Source organism: Rubrivivax sp. JA1026 (assembly GCF_011065555.1).
Lineage (GTDB): Bacteria > Pseudomonadota > Gammaproteobacteria > Burkholderiales > Burkholderiaceae_C > Rubrivivax > Rubrivivax benzoatilyticus.
The window spans coordinates 1-23,588 of the sequence record NZ_JAALCQ010000007.1 but is presented as its reverse complement, the minus strand read 5'-3'; the positions used below and the strand labels follow the sequence as shown (position 1 = coordinate 23,588).

28 protein-coding genes are annotated in these 23,588 nt (G+C 71.2%); 16 read left to right on the top strand and 12 right to left on the bottom strand.

Annotation, left to right across the window (positions count from 1 at the left end; all coding sequences use genetic code 11):
* Nucleotide 1: 1 nt before the first annotated feature.
* The 5 genes from G5B56_RS12715 to ruvB all read right to left on the bottom strand — a co-directional run bounded on the left by G5B56_RS12715 (nucleotide 2) and on the right by ruvB (nucleotide 3,672).
* Nucleotides 2–1,087 (bottom strand): PilW family protein, encoded by a 1,086-nt coding sequence (locus tag G5B56_RS12715; protein ID WP_164963437.1) that lies wholly within the window; start codon nucleotides 1,085–1,087, stop codon nucleotides 2–4.
* The gene (locus G5B56_RS12710) at nucleotides 1,080–1,538 is read right to left on the bottom strand and encodes a pilus assembly protein PilV (protein ID WP_240920808.1); all 459 of its coding nucleotides are present in this window, start codon (nucleotides 1,536–1,538) and stop codon (nucleotides 1,080–1,082) included. Before G5B56_RS12710 ends, G5B56_RS12715 begins: the two co-directional genes overlap by 8 nt.
* Entirely contained in the window at nucleotides 1,538–2,005 is a 468-nt protein-coding gene (locus G5B56_RS12705) for a GspH/FimT family pseudopilin (protein WP_164963435.1), read from the bottom strand. The genes G5B56_RS12710 and G5B56_RS12705 overlap by 1 nt, the downstream gene beginning before the upstream one ends.
* Complete coding sequence (locus G5B56_RS12700; RefSeq protein ID WP_009858470.1) at nucleotides 1,993–2,418, bottom strand: type IV pilin protein; 426 nt, start codon at nucleotides 2,416–2,418, stop codon at nucleotides 1,993–1,995. Before G5B56_RS12700 ends, G5B56_RS12705 begins: the two co-directional genes overlap by 13 nt.
* A 189-nt stretch (nucleotides 2,419–2,607) precedes the next feature.
* Nucleotides 2,608–3,672, bottom strand: coding sequence for a Holliday junction branch migration DNA helicase RuvB (gene ruvB / locus G5B56_RS12695; RefSeq protein ID WP_164963434.1), 1,065 nt, complete (start codon nucleotides 3,670–3,672; stop codon nucleotides 2,608–2,610).
* A gap of 80 nt (nucleotides 3,673–3,752) precedes the next feature.
* Between ruvB and G5B56_RS12690 the strand changes: the two genes are divergently transcribed.
* Entirely contained in the window at nucleotides 3,753–4,223 is a 471-nt protein-coding gene (locus tag G5B56_RS12690) for a copper chaperone PCu(A)C (RefSeq protein ID WP_009858468.1), read from the top strand.
* A gap of 119 nt (nucleotides 4,224–4,342) precedes the next feature.
* Here the strand turns inward: G5B56_RS12690 and ruvA are convergent, their stop codons facing one another.
* The 3 genes from ruvA to embS all read right to left on the bottom strand — a co-directional run bounded on the left by ruvA (nucleotide 4,343) and on the right by embS (nucleotide 7,540).
* Entirely contained in the window at nucleotides 4,343–4,921 is a 579-nt protein-coding gene (gene ruvA, locus G5B56_RS12685; RefSeq protein WP_009858467.1) for a Holliday junction branch migration protein RuvA, read from the bottom strand.
* A gap of 43 nt (nucleotides 4,922–4,964) precedes the next feature.
* Nucleotides 4,965–5,609 carry a response regulator transcription factor EmbR gene (gene embR / locus G5B56_RS12680; RefSeq protein WP_009858466.1) on the bottom strand — a complete coding sequence of 215 codons (645 nt, stop codon included), beginning with the start codon at nucleotides 5,607–5,609 and terminating at the stop codon, nucleotides 4,965–4,967.
* 62 nt (nucleotides 5,610–5,671) lie between these two features.
* Nucleotides 5,672–7,540, bottom strand: coding sequence for a sensor histidine kinase EmbS (gene embS / locus G5B56_RS12675; RefSeq protein ID WP_164963433.1), 1,869 nt, complete (start codon nucleotides 7,538–7,540; stop codon nucleotides 5,672–5,674).
* Between the two features lie 82 nt (nucleotides 7,541–7,622).
* Between embS and G5B56_RS12670 the strand changes: the two genes are divergently transcribed.
* Both G5B56_RS12670 and ybeY read left to right on the top strand, forming a co-directional pair.
* Nucleotides 7,623–8,591 carry a PhoH family protein gene (locus G5B56_RS12670; protein WP_009858464.1) on the top strand — a complete coding sequence of 323 codons (969 nt, stop codon included), beginning with the start codon at nucleotides 7,623–7,625 and terminating at the stop codon, nucleotides 8,589–8,591.
* The gene (ybeY, locus tag G5B56_RS12665; RefSeq protein WP_009858463.1) at nucleotides 8,581–9,024 is read left to right on the top strand and encodes an rRNA maturation RNase YbeY; all 444 of its coding nucleotides are present in this window, start codon (nucleotides 8,581–8,583) and stop codon (nucleotides 9,022–9,024) included. The genes G5B56_RS12670 and ybeY overlap by 11 nt, the downstream gene beginning before the upstream one ends.
* Here the strand turns inward: ybeY and G5B56_RS12660 are convergent, their stop codons facing one another.
* Genes G5B56_RS12660 through hemB form a run of 3 tightly spaced genes read right to left on the bottom strand, consistent with a single transcriptional unit; the run spans nucleotide 9,025 to nucleotide 12,011 of the window.
* Entirely contained in the window at nucleotides 9,025–9,906 is an 882-nt protein-coding gene (locus G5B56_RS12660) for a DMT family transporter (protein ID WP_009858462.1), read from the bottom strand.
* Between the two features lie 13 nt (nucleotides 9,907–9,919).
* Nucleotides 9,920–10,996: a magnesium transporter CorA family protein gene (locus G5B56_RS12655; RefSeq protein ID WP_164963432.1), complete on the bottom strand. Its 1,077-nt coding sequence runs from the start codon at nucleotides 10,994–10,996 to the stop codon at nucleotides 9,920–9,922.
* Between the two features lie 10 nt (nucleotides 10,997–11,006).
* The gene (hemB, locus tag G5B56_RS12650) at nucleotides 11,007–12,011 is read right to left on the bottom strand and encodes a porphobilinogen synthase (protein WP_029718861.1); all 1,005 of its coding nucleotides are present in this window, start codon (nucleotides 12,009–12,011) and stop codon (nucleotides 11,007–11,009) included.
* 244 nt (nucleotides 12,012–12,255) lie between these two features.
* On the opposite strand from hemB, the gene G5B56_RS12645 reads away from it, so the two are divergent.
* From G5B56_RS12645 to G5B56_RS12600, 10 genes are all read left to right on the top strand, one after another.
* Nucleotides 12,256–12,684, top strand: a complete 429-nt coding sequence (locus tag G5B56_RS12645) for a CopD family protein (RefSeq protein ID WP_164963431.1) — start codon at nucleotides 12,256–12,258, stop codon at nucleotides 12,682–12,684.
* Nucleotides 12,685–12,700: 16 nt separating this feature from the next.
* Nucleotides 12,701–13,816, top strand: a complete 1,116-nt coding sequence (locus tag G5B56_RS12640) for a VanZ family protein (RefSeq protein WP_164963430.1) — start codon at nucleotides 12,701–12,703, stop codon at nucleotides 13,814–13,816.
* Nucleotides 13,817–13,862: 46 nt separating this feature from the next.
* Complete coding sequence (locus tag G5B56_RS12635) at nucleotides 13,863–14,189, top strand: ferredoxin (RefSeq protein WP_009858457.1); 327 nt, start codon at nucleotides 13,863–13,865, stop codon at nucleotides 14,187–14,189.
* Nucleotides 14,186–14,803, top strand: a complete 618-nt coding sequence (locus G5B56_RS12630) for an alpha/beta hydrolase (protein ID WP_009858456.1) — start codon at nucleotides 14,186–14,188, stop codon at nucleotides 14,801–14,803. Before G5B56_RS12635 ends, G5B56_RS12630 begins: the two co-directional genes overlap by 4 nt.
* A gap of 19 nt (nucleotides 14,804–14,822) precedes the next feature.
* A complete protein-coding gene (locus G5B56_RS12625) occupies nucleotides 14,823–15,968 on the top strand; it encodes a D-alanyl-D-alanine carboxypeptidase family protein (protein WP_009858455.1) in 1,146 nt (381 codons plus the stop codon).
* 37 nt (nucleotides 15,969–16,005) lie between these two features.
* A complete protein-coding gene (locus tag G5B56_RS12620; RefSeq protein ID WP_164963429.1) occupies nucleotides 16,006–16,896 on the top strand; it encodes a D-amino acid aminotransferase in 891 nt (296 codons plus the stop codon).
* Between the two features lie 7 nt (nucleotides 16,897–16,903).
* Nucleotides 16,904–17,179: a DUF493 family protein gene (locus tag G5B56_RS12615; protein WP_164963428.1), complete on the top strand. Its 276-nt coding sequence runs from the start codon at nucleotides 16,904–16,906 to the stop codon at nucleotides 17,177–17,179.
* A gap of 5 nt (nucleotides 17,180–17,184) precedes the next feature.
* A complete protein-coding gene (lipB, locus tag G5B56_RS12610; RefSeq protein WP_164963427.1) occupies nucleotides 17,185–17,850 on the top strand; it encodes a lipoyl(octanoyl) transferase LipB in 666 nt (221 codons plus the stop codon).
* A gap of 82 nt (nucleotides 17,851–17,932) precedes the next feature.
* Nucleotides 17,933–18,901, top strand: coding sequence for a lipoyl synthase (lipA, locus tag G5B56_RS12605; protein WP_009858451.1), 969 nt, complete (start codon nucleotides 17,933–17,935; stop codon nucleotides 18,899–18,901).
* A 60-nt stretch (nucleotides 18,902–18,961) separates the two neighbouring features.
* Nucleotides 18,962–19,639, top strand: a complete 678-nt coding sequence (locus tag G5B56_RS12600; protein WP_164963426.1) for a DUF4197 domain-containing protein — start codon at nucleotides 18,962–18,964, stop codon at nucleotides 19,637–19,639.
* Nucleotides 19,640–19,648: 9 nt separating this feature from the next.
* On the opposite strand, the gene G5B56_RS12595 is transcribed toward G5B56_RS12600, so the two are convergent.
* A complete protein-coding gene (locus tag G5B56_RS12595) occupies nucleotides 19,649–20,896 on the bottom strand; it encodes a CaiB/BaiF CoA-transferase family protein (protein WP_164963425.1) in 1,248 nt (415 codons plus the stop codon).
* Nucleotides 20,897–20,994: 98 nt separating this feature from the next.
* Here G5B56_RS12595 and G5B56_RS12590 point away from each other — a divergent pair, with 98 nt between their 5' ends.
* The 3 genes from G5B56_RS12590 to ptsP are packed head-to-tail and all read left to right on the top strand — an operon-like array spanning nucleotide 20,995 to nucleotide 23,483.
* Nucleotides 20,995–21,444 (top strand): PTS sugar transporter subunit IIA, encoded by a 450-nt coding sequence (locus G5B56_RS12590; RefSeq protein WP_009858448.1) that lies wholly within the window; start codon nucleotides 20,995–20,997, stop codon nucleotides 21,442–21,444.
* Nucleotides 21,413–21,682 carry an HPr family phosphocarrier protein gene (locus G5B56_RS12585; protein WP_009858447.1) on the top strand — a complete coding sequence of 90 codons (270 nt, stop codon included), beginning with the start codon at nucleotides 21,413–21,415 and terminating at the stop codon, nucleotides 21,680–21,682. Before G5B56_RS12590 ends, G5B56_RS12585 begins: the two co-directional genes overlap by 32 nt.
* 22 nt (nucleotides 21,683–21,704) lie before the next feature.
* The gene (gene ptsP, locus G5B56_RS12580; RefSeq protein ID WP_164963424.1) at nucleotides 21,705–23,483 is read left to right on the top strand and encodes a phosphoenolpyruvate--protein phosphotransferase; all 1,779 of its coding nucleotides are present in this window, start codon (nucleotides 21,705–21,707) and stop codon (nucleotides 23,481–23,483) included.
* Nucleotides 23,484–23,588 lie beyond the last annotated feature (105 nt).

Genomic DNA, 23,588 nt, shown 5'->3' with positions numbered 1-23,588 from the left:
GTCACCACACCAGGTTGCGCAGCGGCACGACCACCAGTTCGCTGCGGTAGCGGTAGCAGCGCCAGTCGTCGGGCGCGGCGACGTCGGGCTCGACCTCGACGGCCGCGTCCAGCGGGTCGCGGGGCTTCTCGGTGCTGGCCTGGCAGGTGCCGGAGGCGTCGGGGCGTTCGCGCTGCAGCGAGCGTGTCACCAGGCCGATGCGCAGCGCCCGGATGCGGTTGACGTCGTCGCCGGAGACGTTGCCCCAGGGGGTGCCGGTGGCGTCCTGCCAGCTCAGGTCGTTGAGCACGCCGTTGGTGGAGACGCCGTACTGGACGCGGAAGGACATCACGTTGCGCAGCAGCGTCGCCGAGGTCCCGGTCAGCGGCTCGGTGCGCACCAGCGTCGTGCCGTTCACGGCAAAGCGGCTCCAGCGCAGCGTGCCGAGCAGCACGACGCGGTCCTTGTCCTCCTCGTCGAAGCTCGGCGTGTTGGAGAACGTGCCCTGGTTGTAGACGCCGGTGGCGCCGAAGTTGATCGTCTGCGGCGTGTCGTCGGTGGCGGCGACGGAGCTCGTCACGGTGCGCACCAGGCAGGGCTGCGACGAGCCGGATGCGGTGCCCGGCACCAGCATCACCAGCTGGCCGTTGGCCACCGGCAGGCGCGACATCGTCTGCGCGCTGGAGGCGTCGGCACTGCCCGACAGCAGCACGTCGGCGCCGCCGTCGATGCTCGTCGCGTAGACGACGTCGAGGCTGTTGTTGGCCCCCGAGGTGCCGATGCGCACCGGCACGAACGACGCGGCGTCGGAGCGCACCGTGCCGCCCAGCGTCAGGTTCATGCGGTGGCAGGAGAACAGCGAGCGGTTCTGGTCGTCGCGCGTGCCGAAGAAGCCCAGGCCGGCCGACGAGGCCTCGTTCTTGATCGCCGAGATCGCCGTCGCCGCGCCGACGCTCACGCCGCCGACGCTGATGCCCTGGCGCTGCGCGGCGCCGAACATCTTGGCGCTGCCGGCGGCGGCCAGGCTGATGATCAGCGCGATGACCATGCCGACCAGCACCTCGATGATCGACAAGCCGCGCTGGGCACGGCGGGCGTGCTCAGACATAGGTGCTGGCCTCCATCCGGCGGGTGCTCTCGTCGTCGTCCTCGGTCTGGGCGCCGTCTTCGCGCTGGCCCTTGGCGGTCCAGGTGATGACGAGCGTCATCCGGCGCGTGCCGGCGTTGTAGCTGACCGAGACCGTGCCGTCGGGCAGCGCCTGGCCGACGCGGGTCTCGAAATCCTCGGCGTAGTCGCTGGCCGAATCGCTGCCGCAGGTGCCGCTGGCCGGCAGCGTGTAGCAGGCGGCGTTGGCCGCGTCGATCATCGCCGTGCCCAGCAGCTCGCTGCCGAGCTGCACCGCGCGCACGCGCTGGTCGGCCTCGGTGCCGTAGCTCAGCGAGCGCGCCTGCAGCCGCGTCAGCCCGAGCAGGCCGACCGACAGGATGACCAGCGCGATCAGCGCGTCGAACAGGCCGAAGCCGGCCAGCCGCCGACGTGCGCGTGCGCGGGGGGCCATCAGCAGGTTCCGGTGCGGTCGCCGCATAGTCTTATCGCTCCACCGCCTTCGACCCGCAGCCCGGGGCAGCGCAGGTCCGACGAACAGGTCTGGCCCGGCATCGACAGGTTGACCGAGGCATCGGCGCCGAGCATGCCGCTGCTGCCGAAGTCGAGGGTCGCCGCCGCGCTGGCCGTGACGCCGCCGCCCAGCTCGATGGTGCGCAGCGTCGTGTCGGCGCCGCTGCTGCGGTCGATGACCTCGATCGTGCCGCCGTCGATGGACAGCCGCACCGTGCCGTTGCGCTTGAGCGCCTCGCTCTGCGCGAACAGCGCCTGGGTGTAGAGCACGTTGCCGGCCTCGCGCAGGCGCGAGTTGGCCACCATGTCGCCGAACTGCGGTGCCGCCGCGAACAGCAGCAGCACCCCGATGGCCAGTGCGACCATCAGCTCGATCAGCGTCAGGCCGCGCTGCCTCAGGTGTCGCATACCGTGCCCTTGGTGCTCCAGCAGTTCAGGGAGTTGCTCTTGTAGGTCGTCGTGCGCGCGCCGCTTTCGTCGATCGTGAAGACGTAGTCCGACACCGGGCCGCTGCCGGTGGCCGTGGCGGTGAAGCCCTGGCCGCCGTCGGTCAGCTCGCAGCTGACGGCGAAGTTCGCGATGTTGGTCGGGTTCGCGATGGCGCAGTCGTCGGTGCCGTAGTTGCCGACGTCCTGGTAGCGCTGCTCCATGCGCGTGGCGAAGGCCGACAGCGCGTCGAGCCCGGCGGGCACCTTGGCGCGCCGGATGTAGCTGTTGTAGGACGGCAGCGCGACCGCCGTCAGGATGGCGAGCACCGCCAGCGCGATCATCAGTTCGATCAGCGTGAAGCCGGCAGGCGCGGGGCGGAAACGTGGCGTCATCGGGGTCTCGGGCGGGTCGACTGCGTCGGGCGGGAGGCACGGACCGGCCCGTGCCCTGGCCATCCGCTCCGACGGGTCTTCGGCCACGTCGGACGCGGGTTGAGAAAGTATGCCGGGGAGGTGGTGACCGGCTGTAAGACCGAGCGGTGCGGTGTGACAGCCTTCACGCAGCCGGCCCGGCCGGCCTGTTCAGCCGGTGCCGAACAGGTCGCCGCCGGCCCGCTGGGGCGGCGACAGGCCCAGGTGGCGGTAGGCCGCGAGCGTGGCGACACGGCCGCGCGGCGTGCGCTGCAGGTAGCCCTGCTGGATCAGGTAGGGCTCGATGACGTCCTCGATCGTGCCCGCCTCCTCGCCGATCGCCGCGGCGACGTTGTCCAGCCCGACCGGGCCGCCGTCGAAGCGGTGGATCACCGCCTCCAGCAGCTTGCGGTCCATGACGTCGAAGCCCAGCGGGTCGACGTCCAGCAGCGCCAGCGCCTTGTCGGCGATCGGCGCGTCGATGCGGCCGTCGCCCTTGACCTGGGCGTAGTCGCGCACCCGGCGCAGCAGCCGGTTGGCGATGCGCGGCGTGCCGCGCGAGCGCCGCGCGACTTCCAGCGCGCCGGCCGGGTCGACCTCGACACCCAGCAGCCCGGCCGAGCGCGTGACGATGCGCGTCAGCTCGTCGGCGTTGTAGAACTCCAGCCGCGCGACGATGCCGAAGCGGTCGCGCAGCGGGTTGGTCAGCATGCCGGCGCGGGTCGTCGCGCCGACCAGCGTGAACGGCTGCAGGTCGAGCTTGATCGAACGTGCCGCCGGGCCGTCGCCGATCATGATGTCGATCTGATAGTCCTCCAGCGCCGGGTAGAGGATCTCCTCGACGACCGGCGACAGGCGGTGGATCTCGTCGATGAACAGCACGTCGTTCTTCTCGAGATTGGTCAGGATCGCCGCCAGGTCGCGCGGCTTCTCCAGCACCGGGCCCGAGGTCTGGCGCAGGTTGACGCCCAGTTCCGCGGCGACGATGTGCGCCAGCGTCGTCTTGCCCAGCCCCGGCGGGCCGAACAGCAGCACGTGGTCCAGCGCCTCGGCGCGGCCGCGGGCGGCGTGGATGAAGATCTCCAGCTGCTCGCGCGCACGCGCCTGGCCGACGTACTCGTCCAGCACCTTGGGCCGCAGCGCACGCTCGATCGCCTCCTCGTTGGGCGACGCGGGGGCGGCGCTGACCACGCGCGGGGCCGGGAGTGAGCCGAAGTCGTCGGTCTTGATCGCCATGGGGCCGGATTATGGCGAGCTAGACTGCCTGCCCCGGCGCCCGTGTCGGCCGCCGGCGACGACCCAAGGAGTGTTTCGCGATGAACCGTAGCACCGCTGCCGTGATCGGCGCGCTGTTGAGCCTGGCCGCCGCGGCCGCCTCGGCCCAGACCACCGTCAAGGACGCCTGGATCCGCGGCACCGTGGCCCAGCAGAAGGCGACCGGCCTGTTCGCCCAGATCAGCTCGGCCCAGGGCGGCCGCCTGGTCGGCGCCTCGTCGCCGGTGGCCGGCGTCGTCGAGGTGCACGAGATGGCGATGGACGGCAACGTGATGAAGATGCGCGCGCTGGCCAACGGCCTGGCGCTGCCGGCCGGCCAGACCGTCGAGCTCAAGCCCGGCGGCTACCACGTGATGCTGATGGACCTGAAGCAGGCGCTGGACGTGGGTTCCACGGTGCCGGTGACGCTGATCTTCGAAGGCGCCGACCAGAAGCGCGAGAGCGTCGAGCTGCAGGTGCCCGTGAAGGCGATGAACGCCGCGATGCCGGCGATGAAGCACAGCGGTCACTGAGTCCGGCGAGCGAGGTCCGCTGATCCCCGCGCGACCCAGCTTCCCGCCACGGGCCGGCTCCGCCGGTCCGTTGGCGGACGGCCCCCTCGGGGGGTAGCGAGCGAAAGCGAGCTCGGGGGCTAACGGTTCAGTGCCTTGAGCGCCACCTTGATGCCTTCGCTGACGCCGACGTCCTTCGGCAGCGCCTTGGCCGCGGCCTGGGCCTCGCGCTCGTTGTAGCCCAGCGCCATCAGTGCCTGCACGATGTCGGCGTGGGCATCGCCGGCGCCGCCGGCGGCCGACGGCAGGCCCAGGTCGGGCGCGAGCTTGCCCTTCAGCTCGAGCAGCACGCGCTCGGCGGTCTTCTTGCCGATGCCGGGCACCTTGACGAGGCGGGCGCCGTCCTGCGCCGCGACGGCCTGCGACAGCTCGGCCACCGACAGCCCCGACAGCAGCGCCAGCGCCATGCGCGGGCCGACGCCGCTGATCTTGACCAGCAGCCGGAAGGTCGCGCGTTCACTCGCGGTGAGGAAGCCGAAGAGCTGCTGCGCGTCCTCGCGCACGACGAACTCGGTCAGCAGCACGACACGCTCGCCGAGCGCGGGCAGGTGATAGAACGTGCTCATCGGCACGTCGACTTCGTAGCCGACGCCGCCGACGTCGACGAGCAGCTGCGGGGGGGTCTTTTCGGCCAGCGTGCCGGAGAGTCGTCCGATCATGGCCGCGATTGTCGCCGCGCCGGGCCGCGAGCCCGGCCGGGGATCAGCGGAACAGGCCCAGGCGCTGCGCTTCCAGCGCCGCCTCGGCGCGCGAGCTCACGTTGAGCTTGCGGTAGATCTGCTTGACGTAGTCGGCGATCGTGTGGCGCGACAGGCCCAGCTGCACGCCGATCTCGGGCAGCGTGTAGCCCTTGGCCACGCGCAGCAGCACCTCGCTCTCGCGGTCGGTCAGCTGCACGTGCGGCAGCAGCGAGGTCTGCGGCTTCGCCTTCTGCGTGAAGTGGGCCATCATGCGCCGCGCGATCGACGGCGACAGCGGCGGCTCGCCCTGGCTGATGCGCTGCAGCTGCTCGACGATCAGCTCGCGCGGCTGCTCCTTCAGGATGTAGCCGAAGGCGCCGGCCTGCAGCGCCGGGAACAGGTGCTCGTCGTCGTCGTGGATCGTGACGACGACCGACTGCGCGTCGGGCTGCACGTCGCGCAGCTTGGTGACGACGTCGACGCCGCTGCCGTCGGGCAGGCCGAGGTCGATCAGCGCCAGCTCGAACTTGACGGCCGCGGCCAGCGAGATCGCGTCCTGGACGCGGGCGCTCTCCGAGATCTGCGCGGACGGAAACACCTGGAGCACCAGCTTGCGCATCCAGGCGCGGATTTCGGGGAGGTCTTCGAGCAGCAGGACGTTCTTCATGGGGCTGGGGCTCGTGGGGGCCGAAAACTGATCCTAACAGCAGCCGGTGCCGCGGCGCCGCACTAGGCGGCGCCCTCCAGCGCCCGGTCCAGCGGGATCGTGAGCCGTATCACGGTCCCGCGGCCGGGAGCGGATTCCACCAGGCACTGCCCCTGCAGCTGCTTGGCGCGGTTCTTCATCGTCGCCATGCCGTGGCCACGGTCCAGCCGGCCGTCGTTCTCGATCTTGATGCCGTCGCCGTCGTCCTGGACAACGACCTTGAAGTCGCCGTCGGCCACGGTGCAGGTCACCGAGGCGTGCGAGCCGCCGCTGTGCTTGATGATGTTGCTCGTCGCCTCGCGCAGGATGCGCGTGGTCTGCACGAAGGCGCGTGCCGACAGCATCTGCGTCAGGTCCTCGGGGGCGTCCCACTCGGCCTGGATGCCGGCCTGCGCGAGCCGGTTGACGACCTCGGCGCGCCAGTCGCCGAGCGCGTCGGCCAGGCGCACCGCACGGCCGGTGAGGCCGCGCACCGACAGCCGCATCTCCTCCAGCGCCTCGCGCGCCAGCGTCGAGATGCGCTGGTCGTCGCTGGTGTGCACGATGGTCAGCAGCTTGGCGCCCAGGTCGTCGTGCAGGTCGGCGGCGATGCGCTTGCGTTCGCGCTCGGTGATCTGCTCGACACGCAGCTCGGCGAGCTGGCGGAAGTTGCGCTCGATCTCGGCAGTGGCCTCGCGCACGCGCTCCTCCAGGTGGGCGCGGCCGAGTTCGGCCTCCTGCAGCGCACGCCCGTGCTGCTGCACCAGGCGCAGGCCGACGACGACGAACATCAGCGGCGCCACCAGCCGCGCGGCCTGCGCCGGCAGCGGGCTGCCGCCGATCTGCTGCGAGACGAACTCCACCAGCGCGGCCAGCGCCAGCGTGCCCAGCGTCGCCGCCATCACCCACGACGAGCGCGAGTGCGCGCGCCATTGCGCGCGCAGGTAGAGCAGGGCCGCGGCGCCCACCTGCAGGCCGAGCAGCAGCGACCACAGCATCGTCAGCGTGTGCAGATGCGCCGCGCCGGCGAGCACCAGCGAGGCCGGCATCGCCACGCACTGCAGCGGCAGCAGGCGGTCGGCGAGGCGGCTGCGGTGCCGGGCGTAGCGCAGCAGGAACTGCACCGCGGCCAGCGTGATGAAGGCCAGCAGCGAGCACAGCAGGAACTCCGCCACCGCCGGGTCCACCGGCACCGTGCGCAGCCACAGCCGGGCCTCCAGCGCCGACCACAGCACCGACAGTGCGCCGAAGTAGGCCAGGTGCGACTCGCGCCGGTTGATCGTGCCGAGCACGAACATGAAGCTGCCCATCAGCAGCAGCGTCGCCGACAGCGCCTGCGGCAGCGCCACGGCGAAGGTGTGCTGGCGCGCCTGGCGGTGCAGCAGCAGCGACTGCGGCCCCAGCTCCAGCGCCGACAGCCCGCCGGCGCGCCAGCGTGAGCCCACGCGCGCCAGCGGCTGGCCGGTGACCTTGATGTCCAGCGTGTTCAGCTCCGGCGCGATCAGCGCCGAGGGCAGCGTCACCAGCTGCGGCTGGCCGCAGTTGTTGGTCGCCGGCTCGCGCATGCGCCCGCCGCTGAAGACGAGCTGGCCGTTGAGGTGGACCTCGAGGTTGGTGCAGGCGCGTTCGATGTACAGCGCGCTCAGCTCGTCGTCGCCGGGCCGCTGCAGCGCGCGGAAGCCGACGCGGTACCAGACCGGCCCGGCCTCGTTGGGGCGCGTGCGCGACCAGTCGTCGGGCAGCGTGACCGGGCGCGCGTCGGCGTCGCCGGGGAATCCTGGCGTGTCGCCGGGGGCCACCAGCGCCGAGGTGATGCGCAGCGTCTGCGCCGCCGCCGGCAGCGCCGCCAGCGCGAACATCAGCAGGAGCAGCAGCGACGACAGGCGGCGGAGCAGGGCGGCGGGCGACGACATGTCGACCGATTCTGAGGCATGCCGCCGGCCCGGCGGCGCTGCGACAATGGCGCTTCCTGCCGTCCCCCCGCATCCTCGCCGCTTGATCCGCCGCCACACGCTCGCCCCGGCCGACCACCGTCGGCTCGCCCATCTCTGCGGCCCGCTCGACGCGCATCTGCGCGCCATCGAGGCCGGCCTCGGCGTGACGCTCGCGCGCCGCGACGACAGCTTCCGCATCGACGGCGCACGCGCCGCGGTCGAACGCGCCGTCGCGCTGCTCGACCGGCTGTACGCGCTGGCCGAAGCGCCGATCGGCGAACGCCGGCTGCAGCTCGCGCTGGCCGAAGCCGGCGCGATGCCGCCGCCCGCGCCCGGCACGCCGGCTGACGGCGGCGCCGAGCGCATCGTGCTGCACACGCGCCATGCCGACCTCGTCGGCCGCACGCCCAACCAGGTGCAGTACCTGCGCCAGATCCTGTCGCACGACATCACCTTCGGCATCGGCCCGGCCGGCACCGGCAAGACCTTTCTCGCCGTGGCCTGCGCCGTCGACGCGCTCGAGCGCCACGGCGTGCAGCGCATCGTGCTGACGCGCCCGGCCGTCGAGGCCGGCGAGCGCCTGGGTTTCCTGCCCGGCGACCTGGCGCAGAAGGTCGACCCCTACCTGCGCCCGCTGTACGACGCGCTCTACGACCTGATGGGTTTCGACCGCGTCACCAAGGCCTTCGAGCGCGGCCAGATCGAGATCGCGCCGCTGGCCTTCATGCGCGGGCGCACGCTCAACCACGCGTTCGTGATCCTCGACGAGGCCCAGAACACGACGCGCGAGCAGATGAAGATGTTCCTCACGCGCATCGGCTTCGGCAGCAAGTGCGTCGTCACCGGCGACGTCAGCCAGGTCGACCTGCCCAAGGGCATGGCCAGCGGCCTGGTCGAGGCGCGGCACATCCTCAAGCGCGTGCCGGGCATCGCGTTCACCGATTTCACCGCCGCCGACGTCGTGCGCCACCCGCTGGTGGCGCGCATCGTCGAGGCCTACGACGCCGCCCGGGAGCCGCGTGAAGCCTGAACTCCAACTGTCGCTGCAGTTCGCCGACGCCCGCCACCGCGGCGCGCTGGCGCGCCACCGCGTCGCGCGCTTCGTGCGCACGGCGCTCGAATCCAACGGCCGCATCGCGGTGCGCATCGTCGACGAGGACGAGGGCCGCACGCTCAACCGCGATTACCGCGGCAAGGACTACGCGACCAACGTGCTGACCTTCGACTACGAGCACGAGCCCGAGGTCGTCGCCGACCTGGTCCTCTGTGCGCCGGTCGTCGAGCGCGAAGCCGCCGAGCAGGGCGTCACGCTGGAGGCGCACTACGCCCACCTGCTGGTGCACGGCACGCTGCACGCCCAGGGCTGGGACCACGAGGACGACGGCGAGGCCGAGGCGATGGAAGCGCGCGAGACCGAGCTGCTCGCGGCGCTGGGTTTCGCCGACCCCTACGCGCGCGGCTGATCAGCCGGCCTTCGGCCGCATCAGCACCGAGGCGATCGCCGCGACGATCAGCAGCATCGCCGCGAAGTCCTGCCAGTGCAGCGTCTCGCCGAGCACCAGCGCGCCGGAGAAGGTGCCCAGCACCGGGATCATCATCACGCTGATCGAGCTGGCCACCGGCGGCAGCGTGCGCGCCAGGTAGAACCAGGCCGCCTGCGCGAAGCAGAACACGCCGACGGCGTTGTAGGCGATGGCCCAGGCCACCGGCGCCGACGGCAGGGTCCAGCTGTGCGACTCGAAGGCCAGTGCCAGCACGCTCATCACGGCGGTCGTCACGACCGTCATCCAGAACGCCACCGCGAGCAGCGGCACCGGGATCGTGCTGCGCCGCAGGCGATGCGTGCCGTAGGCCCAGGTCGCCGCGGCCAGCAGCATCGCCGCGGCCGCCCAGGGCGCGCCGGCCAGGCGGCCGGCCTCGTGCGCCAGCAGCAGCACGACACCCAGCCCGGCGGCGGCGACGCCGGCGAGCTGGCGCCAGCCCAGCCGGTCGCCGAACAGCCAGCGGCCCCACAGCGCCGCGAACACCGGCATCGAGTAGCCGAGGATCGCCGCGCGCCCCGAGCTCAGCGACGGGATCGCGAGGATCACGACGACGTGCCAGACCAGCATGTTGGACACCGTCAGCCGCAGCAGCTCGCCCCAGTGCTCGCGCGGCAGCGCCAGCGGCACGCGCAGCGCCAGCAGCGCCAGGCCGAACAGCGGCAGCCCGGCGAGCATCGACACGGCGCGGAAGGACAGCGGCGGGAAGCCGCTGACGCCGAGTTTCATCACCGGCCAGTTCAGGCCCCAGATCAGGGTCAGCAGCAGCAGGACCGCCAGCTGGCGGCGTGTCGGGCGGCTCATCGGAGAACGGGATTCAGCGGCGCTGTTCGCCGAGGTAGCGCTTGCGCCAGAAGAACACCGCCAGCCCGACGCCGACGGCCAGCATCAGCCAGATCGCGACCCAGATGCCGTTGCTCGAGTGCACCAGCGGCAGCATGTCGAAGTTCATGCCGAAGAAGCCGGTGATCAGGTTCAGCGGCAGGAAGACGGCGGTCAGCACCGTCAGCGTGCGCATGATGTCGTTGGTGCGGTGCGCCACCGCCGAGAAGTGCATCTGCACCGCGGTCTCGGCCGAGTGCTCGAGCCGGCGCACGTGCGAGAGCACACGTTCGACGTGTTCGAGCACGTCGCGCGAGCGCACGCGCAGCAGCTCGCGCTCGCGTTGCGCGGCGGCTTCGGCGGGTTCGGGCCATTCGTCGAGCGCGTCGACCCACTCCTGCACCGCGCTGCGCTGGTCCTCGCAGGTGTCCTCCAGCGTGTGCAGCGCGGTGCGCGACTGCAGCAGCACGCTCCAGTCGCCGAAGCGGCTCTTCGGGTCGAGCAGGCGCTGCTGCAGGTAGCCGAGCTGGCGCGTCAGCAGCCGGCGCAGGTCGAGGTAGCTGTCGACCATGTGGTTGACCATGCGCAGCATCAGGTCCGCCGGGCTGGCCGGCAGGCGCGTGCCGGCGCCGGCCAGGCGCGTGGCGAAGTGCTCGCGCACGGCGCAGTCGGTCGGGTGCACGGTGATCAGCACGCGGTCGAAGACGACGAAGCCGACCGGGCTGGTGTCGATCGCACGCAGCGCGCGTTCGGCGCTGGCCATCGTGCCGTGTTCGTCGTCGACGAACAGGTCCTCGCTGCCGGCGGCGGCGGCCAGCCGCCGGAAGACCAGCAGGTCGTACCAGGAGGTGTAGTCGTAGTGGCTCGGCAGCTGGTGGTTCAGCAGGTCCGAGACGTGCAGGTCGACCAGCGCCCCGAGGCCCCAGCGCTGCAGCGCCGCCTGGAGATCGGCCTGGCCGAGCTCGAAGACGCGGCGTGCGCTGCCGATCCAGAGGAAGCCCTCGGCCGGCAGCGCCTGCGGCAGCGCGTCGAGTTCGCGGAAGCCCGGCGCGCCGACGTGGAAGACCCGCATGCGGGCGGGATCAGCGCTGGCGCAGCAGCCGCGCGGCGTCGAGCGCGAAGTAGGTCAGGATGCCGTCGGCGCCGGCACGCTTGAAGGCGAGCAGCGCTTCCATCATCACGGCGTCATGGTCCAGCCAGCCGTTGGCGGCGGCGGCCTTGATCATCGCGTACTCGCCGCTGACCTGATAGGCGAAGGTCGGCATGCCGAACTCGTCCTTCACGCGGCGCACGATGTCCAGATACGGCAGGCCGGGCTTGACCATCACCATGTCGGCGCCTTCGGCGATGTCCAGCGCCACTTCGCGCAGGGCCTCGTCGGAGTTGCCCGGGTCCATCTGGTAGACCTTCTTGTCGCTCTTGCCCAGCGTGCCGCGCGTGCCGACGGCGTCGCGGAACGGGCCGTAGAAGGCGCTCGCGTACTTGGCGCTGTAGGCCATGATGCGCGTGTGGATGTGGCCGCCGGCTTCCAGCGCGTTGCGGATCGCGCCGATGCGCCCGTCCATCATGTCGCTGGGCGCGACGATGTCGACGCCGGCCGCGGCGTGCGTCAGCGCCTGGGCGGTCAGCACCTCGACGGTGGCGTCGTTGATGATGTAGCCGGTCTCGTCGAGCAGGCCGTCCTGGCCGTGGCTGGTGTACGGGTCCAGCGCGACGTCGGTCATCACGCCGAGCTCGGGGAAGCGCTCCTTCAGCGCGCGCACGGTGCGCGGGATCAGGCCGTCGGGATTGGTCGCTTCGCGGCCGTCGGGCGTCTTCAGCGACGCGTCGATGTTCGGGAACAGCGCCAGCACCGGGATGCCGAGTTCGACGCACTGCTCGGCGACGCCGAACAGCATGTCCTGGCTCATGCGCTGCACGCCGGGCATGCTCGGCACGTCCTGGACCTGACCCGTGCCCTCGAGCACGAACACCGGGTAGATGAAGTCTTCCGGCGCCAGCCGGTTTTCGCGCACGAGGGCGCGGGTGAAGGCATCGCGGCGCAGCCGGCGCGGCCGGCTCGCGGGGAACGGGGGAAGGGTACGCACGAGCTGTCCTGGGGGTTCTGGAGCGTGTCACACGCCTGCGAAGGCCCGACGGATTTCGGTTGGCTCTTCGCCGGTCACTCTGCTAAAGTGACCGATGAATGATAGCCGCACGCGCGGTGGTCATTCCCTGCTTTTCCTCCCTGAGCAGGTGCCTTACCGTGATGACAGCGATAAGGCTTGCTGGCCCCGGCTCCGCGCCGGGGCCTCCTTTTTTCAGCCTCGTGGCGCCCGCCATAATGGCCCGATGAGCTACCTCTGGGTCAAGGCCTTCCACATCATCTTCGTGGCGAGCTGGTTCGCCGGGCTGTTCTACCTGCCGCGTCTGTTCGTCAACCTGGCGATGGTGCCGCCGGACAGCCACGCCGAGCGCGAGCGCCTGCTGCTGATGGCGCGCAAGCTGTACCGCTTCATGATGATCCTGATGGTCCCGGCCTTCGTGCTGGGGCTGCTGCTGTGGCTGCACTTCGGCATCGGCGCCGGCGCCGGCTGGCTGCACGCCAAGCTGACGCTGGTGGCGGGCATCCTCGTCTACCAGGAGTTCTGCCGCCGCGTGCTGAAGGACTTCGAGAACTCGGCCAACAAACGTTCGCACAAGTGGTTCCGCGTTTTCAACGAGGTCACGGTGATCCTGTTCGTGGTGATCGTCGTGCTGGTCGTCGTCAAGCCCTTCTAGCGGGCGCTTCGCACGCGTGACGAGCGACCGTCACCGCAGCTCGGCCACGCCGCTGGCGGCGGCGTTCGCGGCGCTGATCGTCTACGCCAGCCTGTTCCCGTTCGAGGGCTGGCGTTGGCCGCCGGGGCAGGAGCTGACGGCGCTGCTGGCGCTGCCCTGGCCGCGCTGGGTGACGCCGTTCGACGACTGGTCCAACTTCGTCGGCTACGTGCCGCTTGGCGCCCTCGTGCTGATCGCCGCACGGCGCAGCGGTTGGGCGCCGCTGCCGTCGCTGGCGCTGGGCCTGGTGCTGCCGGCGGCGCTGTCCTACGGCGCGGAGGTCACGCAGCAGTTCCTGCCGACGCGCCACCCGTCGCTGAAGGACTTCGCGCTCAATTCGGCCGGCGGCGCCGTCGGCGCGCTGGCCGGTGCGGCGCTGCATGCCGCCGGGCTGATCGACCGCTGGCACGGGCTGCGCCAGCGCTGGTTCGTGCCGCGCAGCGCCGGGGCGCTGGCGCTGCTGGCGCTGTGGCCGCTGGGGCTGCTGTTCCCGGCGCCGGTGCCGCTGGGCCTGGGGCAGTTCGGCGAACGCCTGCGCGGCTATGCGCTCGACTGGCTCGACGAAGTGCCCTGGGCCGACCCGGTCTACGAGATGCTGGCCGCGGTGCCGACGCCCGGCGAGCGCCTGTGGCCGCCGGCCGAAGGCGCGGTCACGGCGCTGGGCCTGCTGGCGCCCTGTCTGGTGGCCTATTCGGTCGTTGCGCCGGGCTGGCGGCGCGTGGTGCTGGCCGCCGGCGCGCTGGCGCTGGCCGCGGCGACGATGACGCTGTCGACGCTGCTGAACTTCGGCCCGCAACATGCACTGGCCTGGCTGACGCCGATGGTGGGCCCGGCCTTGCTGGCCGCGGCCGGCGGCGCGCTGCTGCTCGCGCCGGTGGGGCGCCGCGTCGCCTGCGGCCTGGGGCTGGTGGTGCTCACGGTGCTGGTGACGCTGGTCGCGCAGGCGCCTGCCGACCCGTATTTCGCCGACAGCCTGCAGAGCTGGGAGCAGGGGCGTTTCGTGCGTTTCCACGGGCTGGCGCAGTGGATCGGCTGGCTCTGGCCGTATGCCGCGGGCGGCTGGCTGCTGGGTCGTCTGGCCAGCCGCGACTGAGGCCCCGCGCGCCGGCCGTGCCGGGGGCGGTGCCTACAATCCCGCCATGAGCTATTTCCGGCATCACATCTTCTTCTGCCTCAACGAGCGGCCCGCCGGAGAGTCGAGCTGCGCCCGCCATGGCGCGCAGGAGGCGTTCGATCACTGCAAGGCGCGTGTCAAGGCCGAAGGCCTGGCCGGCGCCGGCGGCGTGCGCGTCAACAAGGCCGGCTGCCTGGACCGCTGCGCCGGCGGCCCGGTGGCCGTGGTCTACCCCGAAGGCACCTGGTACACCTACGTCGACCGCGAGGACATCGACGAGATCGTCGAGTCGCACCTGAAAAACGGGCGGCCCGTCGAGCGCCTGATGCTGCCCCCCGACGTCGGCCGATGAACTCGGCCACCGAGCGCCGGGCGATCCCCGGCCCGGCCGGCGCGCTGGACGTCGCGATCGACGCTCCCGCAGCCGGCCTGCGCGGCGTGGCCGTGCTCTGCCACCCGCATCCGCTGCACGGCGGCACGATGGACAACAAGGTCGTGCAGACGCTGGCGCGGGCGTTCGTCCAGCTGGGCTATCGCGCGGTGCGCTTCAACTTCCGAGGTGTCGGCGGCTCCGGCGGTGAATGGGATGCCGGCGTCGGCGAGCTCGACGACGCGCTGGCCGTCGCCACCGCCTTCCGTGACCCGTCGCTGCCGCTGGCCGTCGGCGGCTTCTCCTTCGGCGGCGCGATCGCCACGCAGCTGGCTGCGCGCCTGGCCGACGCCGGCACGCCGGTCGAGCGCCAGGTGCTGGTCGCGCCGGCGGTGCGGAACTTTCGCGCCGCGCCGGTGCCTCAGGACAGCGTCGTGATCCACGGCGAGGCCGACGAGGTCGTGCCGCTGGCGGCGGTGCTCGACTGGGCGCGTCCCCAGTCGTTGCCGCTGACGGTGGTGCCTGGCGCCGGCCACTTCTTCCACGGGCAGCTCACGCTGCTCAAGCAGATCGTCGTCGGTGCCTGGCACCGCTGACCCACCCCATTCCTTCCCGATGAAACGACTCCTGTCCCTGGCGCTGGCCTTCTTCGTGGCTGGCGCCCACGCCCAGGCCCCGGTGCCGCCCGAGGTCGCCGCGCGCCAGTACATCCTGATCGACGTCAGCGCCAACCAGGTGCTCGCCGAACGCGACGCCGACACGCCGGCCGACCCGGCCTCGCTGACCAAGCTGATGAGCGCCTACCTGGTGTTCAACGCCGTGCGCGACGGCAAGCTGGCGCTGGACCAGCGTGTGCCGGTGTCCACCCGCGCCTGGGACGAGCGCAAGTACGGCGGCTCGCTGATGTTCATCGACACCCGGATGCAGCCGCGTGTCGACGAGCTGCTGCGCGGCATGATCGTGCAGAGCGGCAACGACGCGACGGTCGCGCTGGCCGAGGCGGTCGGCGGCACGGTCGAGAACTTCGTCGCGATGATGAACAAGCAGGCCCAGGCCTGGGGGCTGAAAAACACCCAGTTCCGCAACCCCTCGGGGCTGACCGAGGCCGGCCACAAGACGACGCCGCGTGAGATCGCCTACATCGCCACGCGCATCATCCAGGACCACCCGCAGTTCTATCCGATCTATTCGGAGCGGGCCTTCGCGTTCAACAACATCCGCCAGGACAACCGCAACCTGCTGCTGGGCCGCGACCCGAGCGTCGACGGCATGAAGACCGGCTACACCGAAGCCGCCGGCTACTGCCTCGTGGCCAGCGCCCAGCGCGACATGCCCAACGGCAAGCGCCGGCTGCTGTCGGTGGTGATGGGCACGGCCTCGATGCAGGCCCGCGCCAACGAGAGCCAGAAGCTGCTGAACTGGGGCTACGCCGCCTGGGACGCGATCCGGCTGTTCGACGCCGGCAAGGCGGTGGCCACGGTGCCGGTCTGGAAGGGCAACAAGTCCGAAGCCCGCCTGGGCGCGCCGGGCGCGATCTTCGTCGCCGTGCCGCGCGGCGAAGGCGACAAGCTGAAGACCTCGATCCAGCGCACCGACCCGCTGGTCGCGCCGCTGCAGCAGGGCCAGCGCGTCGGCACGCTGAAGGTGACGACCGCCGGCGGCACGCCGGTGGCCGAGATCCCGCTGCAGGTGCTCGAGCCGGTGGGCCTGGCCGGCATCTTCGGCCGCGCCTGGGATGCCGTGCGGCTCTGGATCAAGTAATCTGGGGCCTTCACGCGGCGTCCACACCGAGACCGTCATGGCGATCGCCCTGCCCGACACGCTCTGCTACCTGAACGGCCACTACACCCCGCTCGCCGAGGCGAAGATCCCGGTCCTGGACCGCGGCTTCATCTTCGGCGACGGGATCTACGAGGTCGTGCCGGTCTACGGCCGGCGGCTGTTCCGCTTCGACGAGCACCTGGCGCGGCTGGAGCGCAGCCTGGCGAAGATCCGCATCCCGAACCCGCACACGCGCGACGAGTGGCTGGAGCGCTGCCGCTGCCTGGTGCAGACGCTGGCCGAGACGCGCGGCGTCGATGACCAGGTGGTCTACATCCAGGTCACGCGCGGCGTCGCCCCGCGTGACCACGTGATGCCCGACGGCCTGGAGCCGACGGTCTTCATGATGGTCAACCCGCTGAAGCACGCGACGGCCGAGCAGCGCCACCACGGCGTGGCCTGCATCACCGCGCGCGACTTCCGCTGGGAGCGCGGGGACATCAAGAGCACCAGCCTGCTGGGCAACGTGCTCGCGCGCCAGATGTCGGCCGACCACGGCGCCGTCGAGACCATCATGCTGCGCGACGGTTTCCTCACCGAGGCCTCGGCGAGCAACGTCTGGATCGTGCAGGAAGGCGCGCTGATCGGCGCGCCCAAGAGCGAGTTCGTGCTCGAGGGCATCCGCTTCGAGCTGCTGCGCGAGCTGTGCGAGGACTGCGACATCCCCTACAGCCTGCGCCCGGTGTCCGAGGCCGAGCTGCTGTCGGCCGACGAGGTGCTGCTGAGCTCGGCCACCAAGGAAGTGCTGCCGGTCACGCGCCTGGACGGCGTGCCGGTGGGCCACGGCGCGCTGCGCGGCAAGCCGGGCCCGGTCTACGCCCGCCTGTACGAGGCTTACCAGCAGGCCAAGCGCCTGCAGTCGATCTGAAGTCAAGATGGCCGACATCCCGCCCGAACAAAGCCTCATCGAGTACCCGAGCGCCTTCCCGATCAAGGTGATGGGCGCGCACGTCGAGGGCTTCGAGGAAGCCATCGTCGCGGTGGCGCTGCGTTTCGACCCCGAGTTCGACCGCCTGCGTGTCGAGCGCCGCCCGAGCAAGGGCGGCAACTACATGGGGCTGACGATCACCGTCACGGCGACGAGCCGCGAGCAGCTCGACGAGCTCTACCGCACGCTGAGCACGCACCCGATGGTCAAGGTCGTGCTCTGACGGCGATGCGGCTGCTGCTGCAGGGCCGGCGCGACTACGCCGAGACCGAGGCCGCGATGCGCGGCTTCACCGAGGCGCGCACGGCCTGCACCGAAGACGAGATCTGGCTCGTCGAGCACCCTCCGGTCTTCACGCAGGGCATCGCCGGGCGCGAGGCCCACGTGCTGGCGGCCGGCGAGATCCCGGTCGTGCGCACCAACCGTGGCGGCCAGGTGACGTACCACGGCCCCGGCCAGGTCGTCGCCTACCCGCTCGTCGACCTGCGGCGTGCCGGCTACTTCGTCAAGGAATACGTCTTCCGCCTTGAGGAGGCGGTGCTCGACGTGCTCGGTGCCGTCGGCGTCACCGGCCACCGCGTGCGCGGCGCGCCGGGCATCTACGTGCGCCTGGACGACCCCTTCGGTCACGCCCGCCTGGTGCCTCGCGACGACGATCCGTTCGCCGGCCTGGGCAAGATCGCCGCGCTCGGCATCAAGGTCAGCGGCCACTGCACGTACCACGGCGCGGCGCTGAACGTCGCGATGGACCTGCAGCCTTTCGAGCGCATCGACCCCTGCGGCTACAAGGGGCTGAAGACGGTGGACCTGCGCTCGCTGGGCATCGAGGTCGGCTGGGAGGACGCGGCGCGCGCCTTCGGCCAGGCGCTGGCACGGCGGCTCGCGCCGGCCTGAGCCCGGCGCCGACCCTGACGGCCGGGCGGCGAAAGGCCGCGGCGGATAATCTTCGGGCTCCCACGCCCGCCCGCTCCGCGCCATGACCGATCCCCAGACCCCGGCCTACGACCCGACCGCCAAGCAGAAGTCGCAGGCCAAGACCTCGCGCATCCCGATCAAGGTGGTGCCGGCCGAGGTGCTGAAGAAGCCGGAGTGGATCCGCGTGAAGGCCGGCTCGGCGTCCTCGCGCTTCTACGAGATCAAGAACGTGCTGCGCGAGCAGAAGCTGCACACGGTCTGCGAGGAAGCCTCGTGCCCGAACATCGGCGAGTGCTTCGGCAAGGGCACGGCGACCTTCATGATCATGGGCGACAAGTGCACGCGGCGCTGCCCGTTCTGCGACGTCGGCCACGGCCGCCCGGACCCGCTGGACGCCGAGGAGCCGAAGAAGCTGGCCCAGACCGTCGCCGCGCTGAAGCTGAAGTACGTCGTCGTCACCAGCGTCGACCGCGACGACCTGCGCGACGGCGGCGCCCAGCACTTCGTCGACTGCATCACCGCGATCCGCGAGGCGTCGCCGGCGACGCGCATCGAGGTCCTGGTGCCCGACTTCCGCGGCCGCCTGGACAAGGCGCTGGCGATCCTGAAGACCGCGCCGCCGGACGTCATGAACCACAACCTGGAGACCGTGCCGCGTCTGTACAAGGAAGCGCGGCCGGGCGCCGACTACGCCTTCAGCCTGAACCTGCTCAAGCGCTTCAAGGAAGAAGTGCCGGCCGTGCCGACGAAGAGCGGGCTGATGGTCGGCCTGGGCGAGACCGACGAGGAGATCCTCGAGGTGATGCGCGACATGCGCGCCCACGGCATCGAGATGCTGACCATCGGCCAGTACCTCGCGCCCAGCGGCCACCACCTGCCGGTGCGTCGCTACGTGCACCCGGACACCTTCAAGATGTTCGAGCGCGAGGCCGCGGCGATGGGCTTCAGCCACGCCGCCGTCGGCGCGATGGTGCGCTCGAGCTACCACGCCGACCAGCAGGCGCACGCGGCGGGCGTCACCGAAGGCTGATCGGTTGCCAGCGTGCGCGCCCGCGCGCACGATCGCGTCTCCCGTCTTGATGGAGTTGCGATGGATCGCAGGCAATTCGCGTGGACCTTGGCCGCCGCGTCGAGCGTCTGGCCGCTCGCCGGCCGCGCCGCCGCGCTGACCGAGACCGATGCCGCCGCCGGCGTGCGTGCGGCGCTGGAACGTGGCGCCGTCGCCGCCGTCGGCTTGCTGGGGCGCACCGACGGCTTTCTCGGCAACCCGAAGGTGCGCATTCCGCTGCCGGGCGCACTGGAGGATGCCGCCGGGCTGCTGCGCGCCACCGGCCAGGGCAAACGCGTCGACGAGCTGGTGACGGCGATGAACCGTGCCGCCGAGGCGGCGGTGCCCGAGGCGCGCACGCTGCTCGTCAGCGCCGCCAAGTCGATCAGCGTCGAGGACGCGCTGGACATCGTGCGCGGCGGCGACACCTCGGTGACCGACTTCTTCGCACGCAAGACGCGCGAGCCGCTGGGCGTGAAGTTCCTGCCCATCGTCACCAAGGCGACCGAGAAGGTGAAGCTGGCGGACCGCTACAACGCGGTCGCCGGCAAGGCCTCGCGTTTCGGCCTGATCCGGCAGGAGGACGCCAACGTCCAGCAGTACGTCACCGCCAAGGCGCTAGACGGCCTGTACCTGATGATCGGCGAGGAGGAGAAGAAGATCCGCGCCGACCCGGTCGGTACCGGCAGCGCGATCCTGCGCAAGGTCTTCTCGCTCTAGCCGGCCGCGTCAGACCACGCCGCGGGCGTGCAGGTCGGCGATCTCGGCCTCGGCCAGGCCGATCTCGCGCAGCACCTCGTCGGTGTGTTCGCCGAGCAGCGGCGGCGCGCGGCGCAGCGTCGGCGGTGTCGCCGACAGCTTCATCGGGCTGGCGACGAGATCGATCGTGCCGAGCAGCGGGTGCTCCGCCTGCGTCACCATGCCGCGCGCACGCACCTGCTCGTCGGCGAAGACCTCGCCGAGGTCGTTGATCGGGCCGCAGGGCACGCCGGCGGCGTCGAGGGCGGCCAGCCAGTCGGCGCGCGCGCGCTGCCGCATCAGCGGCTCCAGCATTGGAATCAGCACCTGACGGTGGCGCACGCGCGCGGCGTTCGTCGCGAAGCGTTCGTCGGTGGCCAGCTCGGCGCAGCCGGCGATCTCGCAGAAGCGCCTGAACTGGCTGTCGTTGCCCACCGCCAGGATCAGGTGGCCGTCGGCGACCTCGAACACCTGGTAGGGCACGATGTTGGCGTGGGCATTGCCGACGCGCCGCGGCGGCGTCTTCGTCGCCAGGTAGTTGGCGCCGAGGTTGGCGAGCATCGCGACCTGGGTGTCCAGCAGCGCCATGTCGATCGCCTGGCCTTCGCCGGTGGCGTCGCGGTGACGCAGCGCGGCGAGGATGGCGACCGTCGCGTACATGCCGGTGAACAGATCGGCGACCGCCACGCCGACCTTCTGCGGCCCGGCGCCGGGCAGGCCGTCGCGCTCGCCGGTCACGCTCATCAGCCCGCCCAGGCCCTGGATCGCGTAGTCGTAGCCGGCGCGATCCTGGTACGGCCCGCTCTGGCCGTAGCCGGTGATCGAGCAGTAGACGAGGCGCGGGCGCGTCGCGCGCATCGCCTGGGCGTCCAGGCCGTAACGCGCCATGTCGCCGACCTTGAAGTTCTCGATCATCACGTCGGCGGTGTCGGCCAGCCGGCGCACCAGTGCCTGACCGTCGGGGTGCGCGATGTCGATCGTCACCGAACGTTTGTTGCGGTTGGTGCCGACGAAGTACGCGGCCTCGGCGCTGTCGTGGCCGGCGGCGTCCTTCAGGAACGGCGGGCCCCAGCCGCGTGTGTCGTCGCCGCCGGGGTGGCGTGCCGAGCGCGGGCGTTCCACCTTGACGACGTCGGCGCCGAGGTCGGCCAGTGTCTGCGTGCACCAGGGGCCGGCGAGCACGCGCGAGAGATCGAGCACGCGCAGCCCCGCGAGCGCGCCCGGTTTCAGCTGTTCCATGGCGCCGATTCTGGGCCCGCGCCGTGCGCCCAGGCCCTGATGCGAGTACGGTGCGCAAGACGGAGCGAAAGCTGCCGATAATCCGCGCTCCTGCTGCCATGGCCGCCCTGCTCGTCATCGCCCACGCCCCGCTCGCGTCTTCGCTGCGCGCGGTGGCCGCGCATGTCTACCCGGACTGCGGCCGCGGCCTGGCGGCGCTGGACGTCGAGCCCGGCATGCAACCCGAGCAGGTGGTCGAGCGCGCGCGTGCGCTGCTGGCCGAACTCGGCGCCCAGGAGGCGCTGATCCTGGTCGACGTCTTCGGCGCGACGCCCTGCAACGCGGCGCTCGAACTGGCCGACGGCGTGTCCGCACGTGTCGTCGCCGGGGTCAACGTGCCGATGCTGTGGCGCACCCTGTGCTACGCCCACCTTCCGCTGGATGAACTGGTCGCGCGCGCCGTGGCCGGTGGTACGCAAGGTGTCATGCAGATCGGCGGCGCGCGCCGGCAGAATCAGGCCGTCTCCCCGGGCCCTCATGATCAAGACCCGCATCACCATCAGCAATAAGCTCGGCCTTCACGCCCGCGCCTCGGCCAAGCTGACCAAGCTGGCGGGCACCTTCCGCAGCGAAGTCTTCATGAGCCGCAACGGCCGGCGGGTCAACGCCAAGAGCATCATGGGAGTGATGATGCTGGCCGCCGGAATGGGCACCGAGGTCGAGATCGAGACCGACGGCGAGGACGAGCAGGCCGCGATGGAAGCGCTGCGCGGCCTGATCGACGCCAAGTTCGGCGAAGGCCAGTGACGCGCCGACGGGAGCCGAACGCATGAGCATCCAGGTCTTCGGCACTCCCGTCTCGCGCGGCGTCGCGATCGGCCGCGCGGTGCTGGTGGCTTCCAGCCGCGTCGACGTCGCGCACTATTTCGTCGCGGCCGAACGAGTCGAGCAGGAGATCGACCGGCTGCGCCAGGCGCGCGACATCGTGTCCGCGGAGCTGACGGCGCTCAAGCGCGACCTGCCGCAGGATGCGCCGGCCGAGCTGTCGGCGCTGCTCGACGTGCACCAGATGCTGCTGCACGACGAGACCATGACCTCGGCGACCCGGCAGTGGATCGTCGAGCGCCACTACAACGCCGAGTGGGCGTTGTCGGCGCAGCTCGAGGTGCTCGCGCGCCAGTTCGACGAGATGGACGACGAGTACCTGCGTGAACGCAAGGCCGACGTCGAGCAGCTGGCCGAGAGGCTGTTGCGCTGCCTTGCCCGCAGCAAGCCGGGCCACAGTCCCTCTGCGGAGCCGGACGTGATGCGCATGCGCGACTTCGGCGGCGAGGATCCGCTGGTGCTGGTCGCCAACGACGTCGCACCGGCCGACATGATCCAGTTCAAGCGCAGCGTCTTCACCGGCTTCGTCACCGACGTCGGCGGGCGCACCTCGCACACCGCCATCGTCGCGCGCAGCCTGGACATCCCGGCCGTCGTCGGTGCGCGCGAAGCGAGCCGCCTGATCCGGCAGGACGACTGGCTGGTCATCGACGGCGACGCCGGTGTCGTCATCGTCAACCCGTCGCCGATCGTGCTGGAGGAGTACCGCTTCCGCCAGCGCCAGAGCGAACTCGAACGCGCCCGCCTGAACCGCCTGCGCCACACGCCGGCGGTGACGCTGGACGGGCAGCCGGTCGAACTGCTGGCCAATATCGAGATGCCGGGCGATTCGGCCGGGGCGCTGGAGGCCGGTGCGGTCGGCGTCGGCCTGTTCCGCAGCGAGTTCCTGTTCATGAACCGCGGTGGCGACCTGCCCGGCGAAGACGAGCAGTTCCAGGCCTACCGCGACGCCGTGGTGTCGATGCAAGGCTTGCCGGTGACGATCCGCACCGTCGACATCGGTGCCGACAAGCCGCTGGATCGCATGAGCCTGCAGGAGCTGCGACACGAGCATGCGCTGAACCCGGCGCTGGGCCTGCGCGCGATCCGCTGGAGCCTGGCCGAGCCGGACATGTTCCGCCAGCAGCTGCGCGCCATCCTGCGCGCGAGTGCCTTCGGCAAGGTGCGCATCCTGGTGCCGATGGTCGCGCATGTCGGCGAGATCCGGATGACGCTGGAGGCGCTCGAGCGTGCCCGGCAGCAACTCGACGACGCAGGCTGTGCTCACGGCGAAGTCGAGATCGGCGCGATGATCGAGGTGCCTGCTGCGGCGCTGATGATCGGCCGCTTCCTCGATCACTTCGACTTCGTCTCGATCGGCACCAACGACCTGATCCAGTACACGCTGGCGATCGACCGGTCCGATGATGCCGTCTCCCATCTCTTCGATCCCTGGCATCCTGCGGTGTTGCGCCTGATCGCGGACACCATTGCCAAGGCCAACGCTCGAGGCAAGGGTGTCAGTGTCTGCGGCGAGATGGCCGGCGACGCGGCGTTCACCGACTTGCTGCTGGCCATGGGGCTGCGCAGCTTCTCCATGCACCCGGCGCGCATCGCGTCGATCAAGCAGCGAGTGCTGCGTGCCGACACCCGTCGCCTGGCCGCGGCGGTCGAGGCGGTGCTGAGCGCCGAGGATCCGGCGTTGGAGGCGGCGCGCCTGTTCTCGGGCGGGCTCGCCCACTGACAAGGCCGGCAGCGGGCGGAGCTTCCGGCCTCGTCCGGATCGGCCGGTCCCTGGGTGCGCGGGCTGAGGTGTGCCGGTGCGCGGGCAGGCAGCAGCGAGGTGGTC